Here is a 14,615-nt window from a genome sequence, read left to right on the forward strand (position 1 = left end):
CTTGAACAGGCCGAAACCGGGGCCATGGGCGTTGATGTCTCCCCGCGCCCGAGAGGGCCCGCGCTTTGCGCAGCTGTCTTTCTGGAAACCTATTAATTCTGTAATCAATTATTTGAATCAAGGCGAAGCACCCGAAATTCCACGATTCACACCCGGCCTCAAACGACTCGATAGGACTTTGAGATGCTGTCGCCGCTCGCCTCGCGAGAACGGGCCCGGCACTCCCCCAGGAGACCCACCCCACCATGCGCACCAATTTACCGGTCACGGCCGTCGAGCATCACATCCAGGAGGGCACCTTCGTGGTGTCCAAGACGGACCTCGCGGGGGTGATCACCTTCGTCAATTCCGAGTTCCTGAGGATCAGCGGATTCACGGAGCAGGAGCTCATCGGGGCGCCCCAGAACATCGTCCGCCACCCCGACATGCCGGCGGCGGCCTTCGCGGATCTGTGGGCGACAATCAAGGCCGGGAAGCACTGGCACGGCATGGTCAAGAACCGCTGCAAGAACGGCGATTTCTACTGGGTGGACGCAGCCGTGTCGCCCATCCACGACCGGGGGCGGGTGACGGGATATGTCTCCATCCGCAGCCGGCCCTCCCGGGCCCAGATCGACCAGGCTGTGCACACCTACGGTCTCCTGAATCAGGGCCGCACGCTGGAATCCACCTACCACAAACCGTTCATCCTCCTGCCGAACCTTGGTCTGCGCGCGAAGATCCAGGTCTCCTTCGGGGTGGCCGCGGCCGCGATGCTTCTGGCCGCGGCCCTGGGCTGGCGGATCGGTGGCGGCGCCTGGGCCCTGGGGCTGGGTCTGCTGGTGGGCGTTCCCGCCGGTCTGGGGCTGGCCCGGCTGCTGGCGCACTCGCTGGAGGCTCAGTTCGGCGGCGATCCGGCCGAAGCCATGGCGATCCTGCAGAACATGGCGGAAGGCGACCTCTCGGCAAGCATCACGACCCGGGAAGGGGATGTGACCAGCGTGCTCGCCCACATCCGGGCCATGCAGCAGCGCTTCAAGAGCATGGTGAACCGTCTGCGGTTCGAAGCCACGGAGGTGGCCTCCAGCGCCGAGGCCCTGTCGGCCTCCACCACCCAGATGACCGGCGCCACCGAGGAGATCGCCCGCAGCACCGAAGGACAGCGGGCCACTTCCGAGAGCCTGGCTTCCGCCATCACCGAGCTGTCCGCGTCGGTGACCCAGGTGGCCTCCAACGCCCGCCAGGGCCAGAAGCAGGCCGAGGAGGCCGTCCAGGCCGCCGTGGAAGGAGATCAGGCCGGCGAGGCCGCCATGGCCGCCATGGCAGAGGTGGAGGCCGCCACGGCCGAGGTGGTGAAGGCCGTCCAGGTCATCCAGGAGATCGCCCGGCAGACCAACCTCCTCAGCCTCAATGCCGCCATCGAGGCGGCCCATGCGGGGCAGGTGGGCAAGGGCTTCGCCGTGGTGGCCGAGGAGGTCCGCAAGCTGGCGGAACGGTCCGCCACCGCCGCCGAGGAGATCGGGCACCTCATCCACGAATCCAACCGGGCGGTCCAGAGCGGCCGGGCCACGGTCCAGGACGCGGTGAACTCCCTCGACCAGATCCGCGACCGCATCCGCATCCTCCAGTCGCTCACCCTCGAGATATCCAGCGCCACCGAGGAGCAGGCCAAGACCAGCACCGAAGTGGCCGACCAGGTGGAGGAGGGGGCCCAGGTGGCGATCCGGAACGCCGCCTCCACCCTCCAGCTCTCGGCCACCGTGGAGGACACCTCCCGCACCACCCGCGAGCAGGCCCGCATCGCCCACGGGCTGCTGGATCTGGTGGATCAGTTCAAGGTCTGAGCGGGTCTGTGGGAAGATCGGAGATTCGCCTTCTCCCACCCTCCCCGAGCCGACCCGCCGAATGTCCACTCCCATGCTGCAGCAGATCGCCGGCCTCAAGCGCGAGGCGGGCGAGGCCGTGCTGCTCACCCGCATGGGCGACTTCTACGAGATCCTGGGCGAGGACGCCATCCGGGCCGCGCCGGTGCTGGAGATCGCGCTCACCCTGCGGGGCAAGGGGTCCGAGTCCGAGACGCCCATGTGCGGCGTACCCCACTTCGCCCTGGAATCCTACCTGCCGAAGCTGTTGGCGGCGGGTTTCTCCGCGGCCATCGCCGAGCCCACGGCCAAGGCCGAGGAGGTCAAGGGTCTGCTGCCCCGCGCCATCAAGCGGATCATCACGCCTGGCACCTGGCTGGATGACGACGCCCGCTGGCTCTGCGCCCTGCACCGGATCGGATCGGCCTGGGGCCTGGCTCTGCTGCAGCTGGCCTCCGGCGCTCTGCGGGTGCTGCCGGGCGAGGGCGAGGAAGCCCTGCGTGCCACCCTGGAGCGGCTGGGCCCCCAGGAGCTGATTCTGGCCGAGGGGGCCGAGGACATCCCCGACCTGGAGGCCGCCCGCACGCGCCTGCCGGGCTGGCGCTTCGAGGCCTCCCGGGCGAAGCAGCAGGTGCTGGCCTTCTTCGGCTGGCAGCACCTGGAAGGCGTGGGGCTGGATCCCTACCCGGCGGCCCTCGGCGCCCTGGCGGCCCTGCTCGACCATGTGGAGGCCACGCAGAAGGGCCGCCCCGCGCACCTGCAGGGCGTGTCACTGGAGCTGGGCGCTTCGGGGCCGCTGCTGGATGCCACCAGCGCCCGGCACCTGGAAGTCTTCGCCAACGGCCTGGACGGGGGGCGCGCCGGCACCCTCTTCGCCCTGCTGGACCAGTGCCGCACCCGCATGGGCTCGCGCCTGCTGAGGGCCTGGCTCGAACAGCCCCTGCGGCACCGGTCCGCCCTGGAACGCCGCTGGTCCCAAGTGGCTTGGCTCACGGAGGACCGCCGCCGCACGCCCATCCAGGCCCTGCTGGATCAGGTGCCAGATCTGGACCGCCTGCTGGGCCGCGTGGCCCTGGGGCTCGCCACGCCGCCGGAACTGGCCCAGCTTCGGGAAGGGCTCGCCGTGCTCCAGAAGCTGCCCGCCCGCATCCAGGATGAAGGCTGGGCCTCCGAGGTGGCCGAGTTGGAGCTGTGGCCCGAGGCCACGCCGCTTTGCACGCCGCTCTGCGAAGAACTGCAGCGGTGTCTGGCGGAGGCCCCGCCGCTGGACCTTGAAAAGGGCGGCGTCATCCGCGAAGGCGTGGACGCGGAGCTGGACGCCGTGCGCCGCTTGGCCCGGGACGCCAAGCAGGTGATGCTCGAGCTGGAAGAGGAGGAGCGCCGGGCCAGCGGCATCCAGAGCCTGAAGATCAAGTACAACCGCGTGTTCGGCTACTACTTCGAGATCACGAAGGCCAACCTGGGCGCCGTGCCGGCGCACTTCCTGCGCAAGCAGACGCTCGCCAATGCCGAGCGTTTCACCACGGAGAAGCTGGTGGCCTTCGAGCAGCGGCTGCTGAGCGCCGAGAGCGATCAGGCCCGGCTGGAGGCGGTGCAGCTCCAGCGGCTGCTGGCCCTGGTGCTGGATCACCGCGCGGAACTCACGCGCCTCGCCCGGGCCGTGGCGGCGCTGGATGTCCTCGCCGCGCTGGCCGAGCGGGCCCGGCTTTCAGGCTGGACGCGTCCCGAATTGGGGGAGGACCGGGAACTGGCGCTGGCCGCGGGCCGCCATCCCATGCTGGAATCCCGCCTCGGCCGCGAGTGCATCCCCAACGACCTGCAGTTCAGCGCGGCGCAGCCCATGGCCGTGGTGACGGGCCCCAACATGGGCGGCAAGTCCACCTTCCTGCGCACGGCGGCCCTGCTGGTGGTGCTGGCCCAGGCGGGCTCCTTCGTGCCTGCCGAGCTCATGCGCTTCGGCCTGGTGGACCGCATCTTCACGCGCATCGGCGCCTCGGACCAGCTGGCCAAGGGCCAGTCCACCTTCATGGTGGAGATGACCGAAACCGCCCGGATCCTCAACCAGGCCACGGCGGCCAGCCTGGTGATCCTCGACGAGATCGGCCGCGGCACCTCCACGCGGGATGGCCTGGCCCTGGCCGAAGCCATCGCCGTCTTCCTTCGCGATTTGAAGGGGGGCGCGCCCCGCACGCTGTTTGCGACGCACTACTTCGAGATGACGAAGCTGGCCGATGACAGCCGCATCCAGAACCTCCATGTGGAAGTGCAGGAGTGGGAAGAGCAGCTGCACTTCCTCCACCGCGTGGCACCGGGCCCCGCTGACCGCAGCTACGGCATCCAGGTGGCCCGCCTGGCGGGCCTGCCGCGGACCGTCATCCAGAAGGCCCAGCGCCTGCTGGCCCAGGCGCCCGAAGCCCCGCCCCGGGCGCCCATGCCCTCTCAGCCCGCCCTGCCGTTGTTCGAACCCGAACCGGACGCCCTCCGGGCCGAGCTGGAGGCCCTGGACCTGAACCGGATGACCCCCCTGGAGGCGCTCAATTGGATCGCATCGAAGCGGGCATGAGCGCACCCCAGCACCCCCTCCGGCGGCGGGACCGGGCCCTCGGCGAGGCGGAGGTGCTGCATCTGCTGGAGGAGGCCGAGTGGGGCGTTCTCGCCACGGTGGACGAGGCCGGCTGGCCCTACGCCGTGCCCGTGAACCATGCCGTGGTGGAGGGTGCCCTCATCATCCACTGCGCCACCGCGGGCCACAAACTGGCCAACCTGGCCTTCAACCCCAAGGTGTCCTACTGCGCCGTCACCCAGGCCGAGACCCTGCCTCTGGAGTTGGCCACCCGCTACGCCAGCGTCATCGTCTTCGGCCGGGCGGAGCTGCTGGTGGATGAAGTCGAAAAGCGTGGGGCGTTGCGGGCCCTGGGCTTGCGCTTCGCCGCGGGGCACCCCGACCTGGTGGACCGGGAGATCGGCAAGGACCTCTTCCGCACGGCGGTGCTGCGCATCCGCATCGAACGGGCCACGGGGAAGGCGCGCCGGTGAACGGAGGCTCGCGGCTCCAGGAAGGCGGCCCGCCCGTGATCTACTGGCTGGCCCACACCCTGTCGCGCCTCGCCGGTCGCCTTTTCTTCCGGCACCGCACCCTGCACCGCGAGTTCCTTCCCGAGGCCGGAGGGGCCCTGATCGTGGCCAACCATGTCAGCTTCCTGGATCCGGCGGCCGTGGGGGCCGCCTTCCGGAAGCCCATCTACTACCTGGCCCGGAAGACCCTGTTCAAGGGGTTCCTCGGCTGGCTGCTCCCACGGATCCAGGTGCTGCCCGTGGACCTGGGCAAGGGTGATCTCGCCAGCATGAAGCGCATCCTGAGTCTGCTCAAGGAGGGGAACCGGGTGCTCATCTTCCCGGAAGGCACCCGCTCACCCGATGGAACCCTCCAGGAGGCCGAGGCGGGCATCGGCTTCATCATCGCCAAAGGCGAAGTGCCCGTGGTCCCCGTCCGGATTTTCGGCGCCTTCGAGTGCTGGGGCCGGGAGGCCCGCTGGCCGAGGCCGGGGCGGATCACCCTCGTCGCGGGGCCGCCGGTCGATTTCTCCGGGCTCCCCGCCGGGCTCGCCGGTCGTGCCCGCTATCAGGCCTGTGCCGATCGGGTGATGAAGGCGCTGGCGGACATCCGCCTCGAAGCCTGAGTTCCGCCTTTCGCAGGGCTGTTGCCGGGGCGTAGACTTCCCCCATGCTCCGGCCCCTCAGCAAAACCCGCATCCGCGCGGCCTGGGTCATCGCCTTGGCGGTGGACGCCATCCAGGTGCCCATCGATGCCTCGGGGCCCCTGGGCTGGTTCCTGGGGGCAGGGCTGGACCTGATCACCATGGTCGTGATGTGGGTGATGGTGGGCTTCCACTGGGCCTTCCTGCCCTCGTTCGTCACGGAGGCGGTCCCCTACCTGAACCTGGCTCCGCTCTGGACCCTGGCCGTGGCGCTGGCCACCCGGGGCCGCGGCGAGGGCGGGCCCGAACCTGACGCCCCCGAGAGCCCGAAGCCACCCATCAAAATCCTGAACCCCTGAAACCCTGAACTCGTAGGGCTGACGACCAGCCCTAATCCACCGCCGCGCCGCGGAACTCATCCTGGTTGTGGCGGCTCTGTTCTTCCATGAGGAGGTGGCTCAGCTCCTTCTTCAGGGCGTTGAAGCCGGGGCTGGCGACATCGCGCGGGCGGGGCAGGTCCACCCGCAGGTCGCGCTTGAGGGTGCCGGGGCGGTAGGTCATGACCACCGTGCGGTCCGCCAGGTAGAGGGCCTCCTCGATGCTGTGGGTGACGAAGAGGATGGTCTTCCTCAGCTCGGTCCACAGGCGCAGCAGCTCGTCCTGGAGGTTGCGCCGGGTGAGGGCGTCCAGGGCGCCGAAGGGCTCGTCCATGAGCATGATGGGCGAATCCAGGGCCAGCACCCGGGCGATGGCCACGCGCTGGCGCATGCCGCCGCTGAGGTCCTTGGGGTAGCGCTTGCGGAAATCCTGGAGATGCAGGAGCTCCAGCAGGCCGTCCACCTTGGTCTGGATGGCGGTTTTCGCCTGGCCCTTGATCTCGAGGCCGAAGGCGATGTTCTGCTCCACGGTCATCCAGGGGAAGAGGGCGTATTCCTGGAAGACCATGCCGCGATCCGGGCCGGGGGCGGTGATGGCGGCGCCTTCCACCGCGATCTCGCCGGAGGTGGGCAGGCTGAAGCCCGCGACGGCGTTCAGCAGGGTGGATTTGCCGCAGCCGGAGGGGCCCAGCAGGCAGACGAGCTCGCCCTGGGCGATGTCCAGATCGATGGCCTTCAGCGCGTACACATCCTGGCCCCCGCTCTGGAAGACCTTGTGCACGCCGCGGATGGAGATGTGGGTTCTGGAACTCATGGCCGCTTCCGTCATCCCTGCTCCAGACCGCGATGCCACCGCAGCAGGCGCGAGCTGAGGCGGCTCATGAGGGTATCGATGCCCAGGCCCAGGAGGCCGATGGTGAACATGCCGGCGATGATCTTGTCGGACCAGAGGTACTCGCGGGCCTCCAGGATGCGGTACCCCAGGCCGTTGTTCACGGCGATCATCTCGGAGACGATCACCACAATGAACGCCGTGCCCATGCCGATGCGGGCGCCGGTGAAGATGTAGGGCGTGGCCGCCGGCAGGATGATGCGGGTGAACTGCGTCAGCCGCGAGGCGCCCAGGTTGCGGCCCACGCGGAGGTAGATGCTGTCGACATTCTGCACGCCGGCCACGGTGTTCATCAGCACGGGGAAGAAGGCGCCGATGGCGATGAGGAAGACGGCCGGCGGGTTGCCCAGGCCGAACCAGAGGATGGAGAGCGGGATGTAGGCGATGGGGGGGATGGGGCGCAGCACCTGGATGAGCGGGTTGAAGAGCCCGTAGGCCACCTTGCTGTACCCCATGGCCAGGCCTAGGGGCAGGGCCAGGCCGCCGCCGATGAGGAAGCCCAGCAGCACGCGGTAGAGGCTTCCGAGGGCATCCTGGATCAGCTCGCCAGAGAAGCACCACTTCAGGTACGAACCCTGGGCCGGATCGAAGACTTCCAGAGGGCGCAGGTAGGCCCACCACTTGATGAGCACCTGCCCGGGGGAGGGCAGGATGGTGGCGTTCACCCACCCCATGGTGGACAGCAGCTGCCAGAAGGCCAGGGCCGCCAGCGGGACGAGGATGCCGGAAGCGGCGCTCTTGTACTTTTTCATGCCTACTTCACCTTCAGCTGCTTCTTCGCCTCGGCCAGGAGGTCGAGCTTCACCCAGTCGCCGGCCTTGGGTGGATTCGCCATCTTGCCCACGCCGTACTTGGCCATGAGGTCCGTGGTGACCTGCACATGCGAGACGGTGATGTCGTAGCTGAAGGGGGAGTTGCCGATGGCGTCCTGGTAGTCCTCGGACGAGATCTGGTTCTTGAACATCACTTCGCGGACGAACTTCTCCGCGGCCTTGGGTTCATCGATGAATTTCTTGGTGGCTTCCACGAAGCAGAGCAGGAAGCGCTGGGCCACATCGCGACGCTCTTTATAGAGCTTCTCGGTGATGACCAGGGCCCGGATGGGCTCGCCCAGGGGCGTGTCGTAGGGCTTCAGCAGCTCCACGCCGAACTTCCGGTTGATGGCCTGGGAGCTGTAGGGCTCGCTCTGGCACATGGCGTCGATGTTCTTGGCCATGAGGGCCTGGTTCAGGTCCGCGAAGGGGAGGTAGAGCACCAGCACATCCTTGCCCGGCTTGTCCGACCAGGTGAGACCGGCCTTGGCCAGCTCCGCCAGCAGCAGCAGCTCCTGGGCTCCGCCCCGGGCCACGCCCACCTTCTTGCCCTTGAGGTCCTTCAGCGAGCGGATGCCGGAGTTCGCCCCGACCACGATGCGGGCGCCACCCCTGGCGAAACCCGCGACCACGACGATGGGCACGCCGGCGGCCCGGCCTGCGATGGCCGCGTCGAGGGCCGCGGCGCTGGCGTCGATCTCACCCGCCACAATGGCGGGGTTGATGTCGATGCCCTTGGCGAACATCCGCTCCTCGACCTTCAGGCGGTACTTCGGGGCCAGTTCCTTCATGTAGGACACGGCGCCGTAGTGGGCGAACTTCAGGTTGCCGAGGCGGACGACATCCTGGGCCGTCAGCGCCACGGAAGAGAGGCATAGCAGGGAAAGGAGGGCTTTCGCACGCATGGTCACTCCGGGGGGTATGGTCCCATTCTAGGTCATGGCCCCCACCGGGGGCAGGGCTCATTCCGGGCGGCGTCTTGCCACCAGCAAGAACTCCCGGCCCGCCCGGCGCGGGTGGCTGGAGGCGGCCTCCGCCAGGTGCAGCACCTCGAAGCGGACTTCGGCGAGGCGCCGCATGTCCTCCATGGTGATGGCGTGGGGCGGCCCCGGCCGGCCCTTCACATCGTGAAAGAGCACAGCCAACCACAGGCCGTTGGGTTTGAGATGCGCCGCGCAGGCGTCCACATAGGCGGGCCGCCGCGCGGGATCCATGGCCACGAAGCAGGTGTGGTCGAAGATCGCGTGCCAGGGGCCGAGATGGGTCGTGAACCAGTCCGCCAGGGACCAGGCCACGCGGTCGCCGTAGCGCTGCCTGGCGCCCTGGATGGCCAGGGGGGCGAAGTCGAGTCCCGTGACGGCGAAGCCGCGGGCCTCCAGCTCGGCCGCATCGTGGCCGTAGCCGCATCCGGGCACCACGATCTCTCCACCCACCCTCAGGCCCCGGGGGAGAGCCAGGTCCAGCAGCTCTGCCACCAGGGGTGTGGCCCCGTTCATGTCCCAGCCGGGACGGCCCTCGTCCTCGTAGAGGCGGTTCCAGTCGTCCGGGTGGGTGGTCATCGCACCAGGATAAGCCGCTTCGCCAGGGCTCAAATATGCTTTAAATACTTTGCAAATAATCAGTAAATGAAACAAAATTGTGCACATCATCCAAACCTCAGGAGGGCACCATGGCCAGGACGGGCATCTCCCATCGGAACCGGCCCTTGGCCGCCGCGCTGCTGGCGTTTGCCGCCAGTGCGGGCCTGGCGCAGACGGCGCCGCCCCCGGCGGCGGTCAAGGACGATCCCCGCTCCGTGTACCAGCGCCGCATCCAGCCGAGGGAACCCGTCGAGCGGATCGACTGGCCGGGGCGGATCGGAGAGCTCCTGAAGGAGGAGCCGGGGGACCTGGTCATCACGGCGGTGGGCGACATGATCTTCAACCAGCCCATCAGCCACCTCGGTGATCCCGATCGCGCGGGCCTCTTCCGCCTCATGCAGGAGGCCGACCTCGCCTACGGGAACATGGAGTTCTCGCTCAACGACCGGCCGGACCTCCAGCGCCCCTTCTACAACTTCCGGGCGGGGCGGGACTTCCGCTGGGAGCTGGCGCGCACGGGCATCAACCTCGTGAGCATGGCCAACAACCACGCGCTGGATTTTGGCCCGGAAGGGTTGAGAGAGTGTCTGCAGGCCCTGGATCACGCCAACATCACGCACGCCGGCGCGGGCACGACCCTGGCGGAGGCCCGCGCGCCGGGCCGGACGGAAGTGGCCGGGCACAAGACTTCCGTTGCCCTGCTTTCCTACATGCGGTACTGGACCGCCAAGTACCGGACCAAGGACCCCCATGGTCCCTCCCTGGCGACCATTGATCCGGCCGTGATCCTGGTGGCGAAGGACGGCAAGGTGGAGAAGGCGGAAGGCCCGCTGGAATCGGATGTGAAGGCCATGGAGGACGATGTGCTCCTGGCCAAGCGCCGGTCGGACCTCCTGCTGGTGTCCCTCCACAACCACGATGTGACCCACCACCGCGCCCACGGCATCCAGGACCGGACGCCGCCCAACGACGAGATCATGTTCCGCCGCGCCATCGAGGCCGGGGCGGACCTCGTGATCGGCACGGGCCCCCATGTGCTCCGGGGCATCGAGATCCACAAGGGGAGGCCGATCTTCTACAGCCTCGGCGACTTCATCTACCAGTACCGCACCCCGGACCGCATCCCCGTGGACCTCATCCACCAGCGCGACATCGAGATGCCCCGGCCGGCGAATACCTCCGTGTGGGACCGGCGCGACTCCCGCGAGGTCATGGAGACGGTGATGGTCCGCATGACCCTGAACCAGGGGAAGCTGAAGCGGATCCAGCTCCTGCCCATCACCATCGACGACGAGGGCCCCCTCTACGGCGTGCCGAAGCTGGCGGGCACCAAGCGGGGCGGCGAGATCATCGCCCTGATGCAGAGGCTGTCCGAACCCTACGGGACGAAAATCGTCAGCAAGGGCTGGTACGCGGAGGTCGATCTCCCGTGAAAGGATCTTCGCCGGCGGCCAGAAGGGCGATCCATTCGGCCCGCTTGGCCTTGAGGGTCTCCTTGAGCACCAGAGGGCTCATCTCCTCCTCGAGGGCCTCGAGGATCACATAGTCGAAGGCGGCCTGGCCCCATCGGTTCCACGCAGCCTGCAGATCCCGGTCCAGGTGGCGCCCCTGCTCGAGCCGGAGCCACAGGCCGTTCTGGGTGGTGTCGAGGTTCGGGCTTGCATCGGCCCAGGCCCGGCCCGTCTCCCGGTGGCGCACCGCGTAGATGCCCGGCCGGGGCCTGCGGGCCTTGTAGGCGCGGAGCGCCGCTTTCCGGTCGAAGGCTTCGCTCATGGTCAGGGTTCTCCCGCGAAGGCCGAATGGGCCAGAATCCGGGCGTGGTCCCGCACATCCGCCGGCCAAGGGGCCGTGTGGATCGCGAAGGCCGCCGCGTCCATGGCGTAGAGCGCGCGCAGGGCCTCTTCATAACCGGGCTCGTCCCCCGCCAGGGCGGACATGAAGCGGTAGGCGCGGTCTTGGGCCGGACGGCGGCCCGTCCCGGCGGTCCGGCGGGCGGCCTCCACCAGGCGGCGCAGGGTGACCGAGGCCCCGCCGGGCTGGCCGTTCAACCATTCCCAGTGGCGGGGGAGGAGGGTGACCTCCCGGCCCTCCACGCCCAGCTTGGGCCGACCCCGGCCACGGGGCCCCTCGGGGATCGGCGCCAGCCGGGCCAGCACCTCTGGAGCCGTGCCGCGGAGGTCCAGGTCCACGATCTTCCCGGTCTCATCGTCGAAGAGCAGCACCGGGGCAGCTGGGTGAGCCTCCAGGCGGGCCTTCACTGCCAGGGCCACCTCCCCCAGGGGGCCGGAGGCCAGGCGACGGGGGCCTTCGAAGGCGGTGCAGGGGGTCTGGAGCCGATCGTCCATGGGGTCCTTCCGGAACCCTTATTTTTATCCAGGTTAAAATATCCGTCAATAATACCGGGATAAAATTATCGATCCGCCAGCAGCCAGGCGGTGGCGAGCACCAGTCGCGCCATGCGCTTCACCTGTCCGGGGTCCAGTCGGTCCAGGGTGTCGCCGGGCTGGTGGTAGCCGGGGAAATAGCTGCCGAAGAAGCGGACGAAAGGCATGCCGAGCCGGGCGAAGTCGCGGTAGTCGCTGCCGCCGCTGCGGCCGTCCGTCCAGTCCAGGTGCAGGGACATACCCGTGCCGCGGCCGGCTTGGGCGAGCACCGGGCCCAGGTCGCCGTGCGCCGAGGAGGGGCCGGGCTCCGCGAAGTGGGCGGGATCCAGCCCCTCGAAGAAGGCCTTGGGATCCTTCAGTCCCGATCCGGCCGCCAAGGCGTCGAGCTCTGCCGGCGCCCAGGGGTGGGCGATCATGTCCAGGTTCAGGTAGGCCTTCGTCCTGGCCAGCGGCCACACGGGGTGGCGGGTGTAGTGGCCCGACCCGAACTTGCCTTCCTCCTCGCCGGTCCAGAAGGCGAACAGGAGGGTGCGCCGGGGTCTCACCGGCTGCGCGGCGATGGACCGGGCCAGCTCCAGCAGGGCCGCCACACCCGAGGCATTGTCGTCCGCGCCGGGGTGCAGCCGGCCGTCCTGCAGGCCGAGGTGGTCCATGTGGGCCCCCGCGACGATGGCCTCCGGGCGCAGGGCTGGATCCGATCCGGCGAGCTTCCCGAGCACATTGAAAGACCGGAAGGTCCGGACCCGGCCGCGCGTAAGGAGGGTGGCTGTACCTTCGAGCCCGGGAGCGAGGAGGGCGCGGAGCTCCGCCGTCAGCGCCACGCGGGCCAGGGGCGGCTCGCCGGGGGCCGGGGCACATGGCTCCGTGAGGAAGTAGGGTCGAGCAGGTTCTTGGCCTTCGGCCAGGCGGCGCTCCAGATCTTCTTCCAAGGCGATGGCGGCCCGGGCGCCGAGCTTCTCCAGCAGGGCCAGCCGACTGTCGTAGCGATCCGCCGGCCGCTCGGAGGCGTACTTCGCCGTAAGCTCCGGCTTCTGCCAGGCCGCGCCGGGCGGGCAGCCGGCCCGGAAGACCACCACCTTGCCCCGCACCTCGAGGCCCTGGAAGTCGTCATGGCCCAGGGCGGGTTCCTGGATGCCGTAGCCGGCGAAGACCAGGGGGCCTGTGAGCGTACCGGGCTCCGTGGGCGGCAGTACGGCCGTCTTGCCAGTGCGGAAGATCAAGGTCCGGGAACCGAGGACCATCTGCACAGCGCCGGGTTCCGGCCGCACCTCGCGGAGGGGCACGGCCTGGAGGTAGGAGGCCCCCGCGGGGGGGATGCCCGCTGCCTTCAGCTGGCCCGCAAGGTAGCGGGCGGTGGCCTCCAGGCCCCGGGTGCCGAGGCCGCGGCCCTCCCGCCGGGGATCCGTGAGGAAGGCCATGTGGCGGGTGAGGCGGGCCGCGTCCAGACCATCCACCGCGACCTGAAGGGCGGGGGGCAGGGGCTCGGGGCGGCGGACGCGGACGAAGTCCCCCTCCGGGCCCTGGGCGAGGAGGGCGCTCCCCAGCAGGGCGAGAAGGGCGAGGGAACGCCTCACACGGGGCCCCAGTGGAACAGCAGGGTGGGCGGCACCAGCAGCAGGAAGGCGAGCACCACCAGGATGAGCATGAGGGGCAGGAACCAGCGGGCCCACCGCTCCCAGGGGATCTTCGCGGCGCCCAGCACGCCCATGGTCACGGCGCTGGTGGGCAGAATCGGGTTGATGAGCTCGGACAGGGCGAAGCTGTACACGCAGGTCTGGCGCGTGATGCCCACGAGATCCGACAGGGGGGCCAGCACGGGCATGGTGAGGGCGGCCTGCGAAGTACCGGAATGGATGAAGAAATTGATGACGCACTGCACCAGGAACATCACCTGGGCGGTCAGGGCGGCGGGCAGCACGCGGATGGCGGTGGAGCCGTAGAGCAGCAGGGTGTCCATGATCCGCGCATCGTTGGCGATGACGAGCAGGGCCCGGGCGCAGGCCACGATGAACACCACGCCCACCATGTCCTTGGCTCCGGCCACGAAGTGCTTCGCGATGGCGCTGGGCCCCATGCGGCTGATGAGCCCGATGAGGATGCCCATGCCCAGGAACAGGGCCGCGATGGCCTCCAGGTACCACTGGTATTTCAAGACGCCCCAGACCAGCAGGATCAGGGCGCCGAGGAAGGTGAGGAGCGCGAGGATGTGGGTGGTGTTCCAGGCCTCCCCACTACTCCCTGCGGGGGCCGTGGAGACGCGGGCCAGGTCGATGTCGCGCACCGGGCTCAGCTCCGGGTTCCGCTTGATCTTCGCGGCGTAGACCATCACATAGGCGATGACCACGCCGGTCGCCACCACCCAGGCTCCCACCCGGTAGGCCAGGCCCGAGTAGATGGGAACCCCGGCAATGCCCTGGGCCACCCCCACGGTGAAGGGGTTGAAGAAGGCACAGGCGAAGCCCGCCGCGGCCCCCAGGAAGGGGATGGCGGTGCCGACGATGGAGTCGTAGCCCAGCGCGCGGGAGAGGGCGATGAAGATGACGATGAAGGGGATCAGCTCCTCGGCCATGCCGAACACGGCCCCGGCCAGCGAGAACACGGTCATCAGCACCGGGATGAAGAACATCTCGAGCACCGGGTGGCGCCGCACATGGACCATGAGCCGCTTGATGCCCTGCTCCACGGCGCCGGTCTCCTGGAAGATGGCGAAGCTGCCCCCGATGATGAGCAGGAAGGAGATCAGGCCCGCGCCGTCCAGGAAGCCCTTGATGGGGGCGAGGAAGAGGGTCTGCAGGCCCAGGTAGGTCTTGGGGAGCCGCTGGAAGGTGCCATCCACGGGCACCTTCAGGCGGCCGCCGTCCGGCAGCACCTTCTCGATGCGCTGGAATTCACCCGAGGGCACGATCCAGGAGAGGATCAGCACCAGCACGATGAGGGCCCCCACGATCACGAGGGTGTGGGGCATCTTCAGGCCCGTGGACGGCGCCGGGGATGACGCCGGGGTCGGGGGTTGAGCGGGGGGCTTCGGCCG

Annotated in this window: 14 protein-coding genes; 6 read left to right on the forward strand and 8 right to left on the reverse strand. The window is 68.9% G+C overall.

Features of this window, described 5'->3' with window-relative positions; all coding sequences use genetic code 11:
• Positions 1-245: 245 nt before the first annotated feature.
• From QZ647_RS02305 to QZ647_RS02325, 5 genes are all read left to right on the forward strand, one after another.
• Positions 246-1,823 (forward strand): PAS domain-containing methyl-accepting chemotaxis protein, encoded by a 1,578-nt coding sequence (locus tag QZ647_RS02305; RefSeq protein ID WP_291270625.1) that lies wholly within the window; start codon positions 246-248, stop codon positions 1,821-1,823.
• 61 nt (positions 1,824-1,884) lie between these two features.
• Positions 1,885-4,404 (forward strand): DNA mismatch repair protein MutS, encoded by a 2,520-nt coding sequence (gene mutS / locus QZ647_RS02310; RefSeq protein ID WP_291270626.1) that lies wholly within the window; start codon positions 1,885-1,887, stop codon positions 4,402-4,404.
• Complete coding sequence (locus QZ647_RS02315) at positions 4,380-4,877, forward strand: pyridoxamine 5'-phosphate oxidase family protein (protein WP_291270627.1); 498 nt, start codon at positions 4,380-4,382, stop codon at positions 4,875-4,877. The genes mutS and QZ647_RS02315 overlap by 25 nt, the downstream gene beginning before the upstream one ends.
• Positions 4,874-5,521, forward strand: a complete 648-nt coding sequence (locus QZ647_RS02320) for a lysophospholipid acyltransferase family protein (RefSeq protein ID WP_291270628.1) — start codon at positions 4,874-4,876, stop codon at positions 5,519-5,521. Before QZ647_RS02315 ends, QZ647_RS02320 begins: the two co-directional genes overlap by 4 nt.
• A gap of 44 nt (positions 5,522-5,565) precedes the next feature.
• Positions 5,566-5,898 carry a hypothetical protein gene (locus QZ647_RS02325; protein WP_291270629.1) on the forward strand — a complete coding sequence of 111 codons (333 nt, stop codon included), beginning with the start codon at positions 5,566-5,568 and terminating at the stop codon, positions 5,896-5,898.
• 31 nt (positions 5,899-5,929) lie between these two features.
• Here the strand turns inward: QZ647_RS02325 and QZ647_RS02330 are convergent, their stop codons facing one another.
• The 4 genes from QZ647_RS02330 to QZ647_RS02345 are packed head-to-tail and all read right to left on the reverse strand — an operon-like array spanning position 5,930 to position 9,179.
• Positions 5,930-6,730 (reverse strand): ABC transporter ATP-binding protein, encoded by an 801-nt coding sequence (locus QZ647_RS02330; RefSeq protein WP_291270630.1) that lies wholly within the window; start codon positions 6,728-6,730, stop codon positions 5,930-5,932.
• An 11-nt stretch (positions 6,731-6,741) separates the two neighbouring features.
• A complete protein-coding gene (locus tag QZ647_RS02335; RefSeq protein ID WP_291270631.1) occupies positions 6,742-7,560 on the reverse strand; it encodes an ABC transporter permease in 819 nt (272 codons plus the stop codon).
• A gap of 2 nt (positions 7,561-7,562) precedes the next feature.
• On the reverse strand, positions 7,563-8,525 hold the full coding sequence (locus QZ647_RS02340; protein WP_286353943.1) for an ABC transporter substrate-binding protein: 963 nt from the start codon (positions 8,523-8,525) through the stop codon (positions 7,563-7,565).
• Positions 8,526-8,582: 57 nt separating this feature from the next.
• Positions 8,583-9,179, reverse strand: a complete 597-nt coding sequence (locus QZ647_RS02345; RefSeq protein ID WP_291270632.1) for a methyltransferase domain-containing protein — start codon at positions 9,177-9,179, stop codon at positions 8,583-8,585.
• Between the two features lie 110 nt (positions 9,180-9,289).
• Here QZ647_RS02345 and QZ647_RS02350 point away from each other — a divergent pair, with 110 nt between their 5' ends.
• On the forward strand, positions 9,290-10,633 hold the full coding sequence (locus tag QZ647_RS02350) for a CapA family protein (protein WP_291270633.1): 1,344 nt from the start codon (positions 9,290-9,292) through the stop codon (positions 10,631-10,633).
• Here the strand turns inward: QZ647_RS02350 and QZ647_RS02355 are convergent.
• The 4 genes from QZ647_RS02355 to QZ647_RS02370 all read right to left on the reverse strand — a co-directional run bounded on the left by QZ647_RS02355 (position 10,596) and on the right by QZ647_RS02370 (position 14,549).
• Positions 10,596-10,973 carry a GIY-YIG nuclease family protein gene (locus QZ647_RS02355; RefSeq protein ID WP_291270634.1) on the reverse strand — a complete coding sequence of 126 codons (378 nt, stop codon included), beginning with the start codon at positions 10,971-10,973 and terminating at the stop codon, positions 10,596-10,598. The genes QZ647_RS02350 and QZ647_RS02355 overlap by 38 nt on opposite strands.
• Before the next feature lie 2 nt (positions 10,974-10,975).
• On the reverse strand, positions 10,976-11,545 hold the full coding sequence (locus QZ647_RS02360; RefSeq protein ID WP_291270635.1) for a DUF2239 family protein: 570 nt from the start codon (positions 11,543-11,545) through the stop codon (positions 10,976-10,978).
• Positions 11,546-11,610: 65 nt separating this feature from the next.
• On the reverse strand, positions 11,611-13,158 hold the full coding sequence (locus QZ647_RS02365; RefSeq protein ID WP_291270636.1) for a M20/M25/M40 family metallo-hydrolase: 1,548 nt from the start codon (positions 13,156-13,158) through the stop codon (positions 11,611-11,613).
• Positions 13,155-14,549 carry a Na+/H+ antiporter NhaC family protein gene (locus tag QZ647_RS02370; RefSeq protein ID WP_291270637.1) on the reverse strand — a complete coding sequence of 465 codons (1,395 nt, stop codon included), beginning with the start codon at positions 14,547-14,549 and terminating at the stop codon, positions 13,155-13,157. Before QZ647_RS02370 ends, QZ647_RS02365 begins: the two co-directional genes overlap by 4 nt.
• Positions 14,550-14,615: the final 66 nt, after the last annotated feature.

It is taken from the genome of Geothrix sp. (assembly GCF_020622065.1).
GTDB lineage: Bacteria > Acidobacteriota > Holophagae > Holophagales > Holophagaceae > Geothrix.

What these genes read in the sequence shown, in the direction of transcription:
- QZ647_RS02355 (WP_291270634.1), bottom strand. Translation starts at nt 10,973, where the DNA reads ATGAGCGAAGCCTTCGACCGGAAAGCGGCGCTCCGCGCCTACAAGGCC.
- QZ647_RS02305 (WP_291270625.1), top strand. Translation starts at nt 246, where the DNA reads ATGCGCACCAATTTACCGGTCACGGCCGTCGAGCATCACATCCAGGAG.
- QZ647_RS02350 (WP_291270633.1), top strand. Translation starts at nt 9,290, where the DNA reads ATGGCCAGGACGGGCATCTCCCATCGGAACCGGCCCTTGGCCGCCGCG.
- mutS (WP_291270626.1), top strand. Translation starts at nt 1,885, where the DNA reads ATGTCCACTCCCATGCTGCAGCAGATCGCCGGCCTCAAGCGCGAGGCG.
- QZ647_RS02335 (WP_291270631.1), bottom strand. Translation starts at nt 7,560, where the DNA reads ATGAAAAAGTACAAGAGCGCCGCTTCCGGCATCCTCGTCCCGCTGGCG.
- QZ647_RS02345 (WP_291270632.1), bottom strand. Translation starts at nt 9,179, where the DNA reads ATGACCACCCACCCGGACGACTGGAACCGCCTCTACGAGGACGAGGGC.
- QZ647_RS02360 (WP_291270635.1), bottom strand. Translation starts at nt 11,545, where the DNA reads ATGGACGATCGGCTCCAGACCCCCTGCACCGCCTTCGAAGGCCCCCGT.
- QZ647_RS02340 (WP_286353943.1), bottom strand. Translation starts at nt 8,525, where the DNA reads ATGCGTGCGAAAGCCCTCCTTTCCCTGCTATGCCTCTCTTCCGTGGCG.
- QZ647_RS02325 (WP_291270629.1), top strand. Translation starts at nt 5,566, where the DNA reads ATGCTCCGGCCCCTCAGCAAAACCCGCATCCGCGCGGCCTGGGTCATC.
- QZ647_RS02330 (WP_291270630.1), bottom strand. Translation starts at nt 6,730, where the DNA reads ATGAGTTCCAGAACCCACATCTCCATCCGCGGCGTGCACAAGGTCTTC.
- QZ647_RS02370 (WP_291270637.1), bottom strand. Translation starts at nt 14,549, where the DNA reads ATGCCCCACACCCTCGTGATCGTGGGGGCCCTCATCGTGCTGGTGCTG.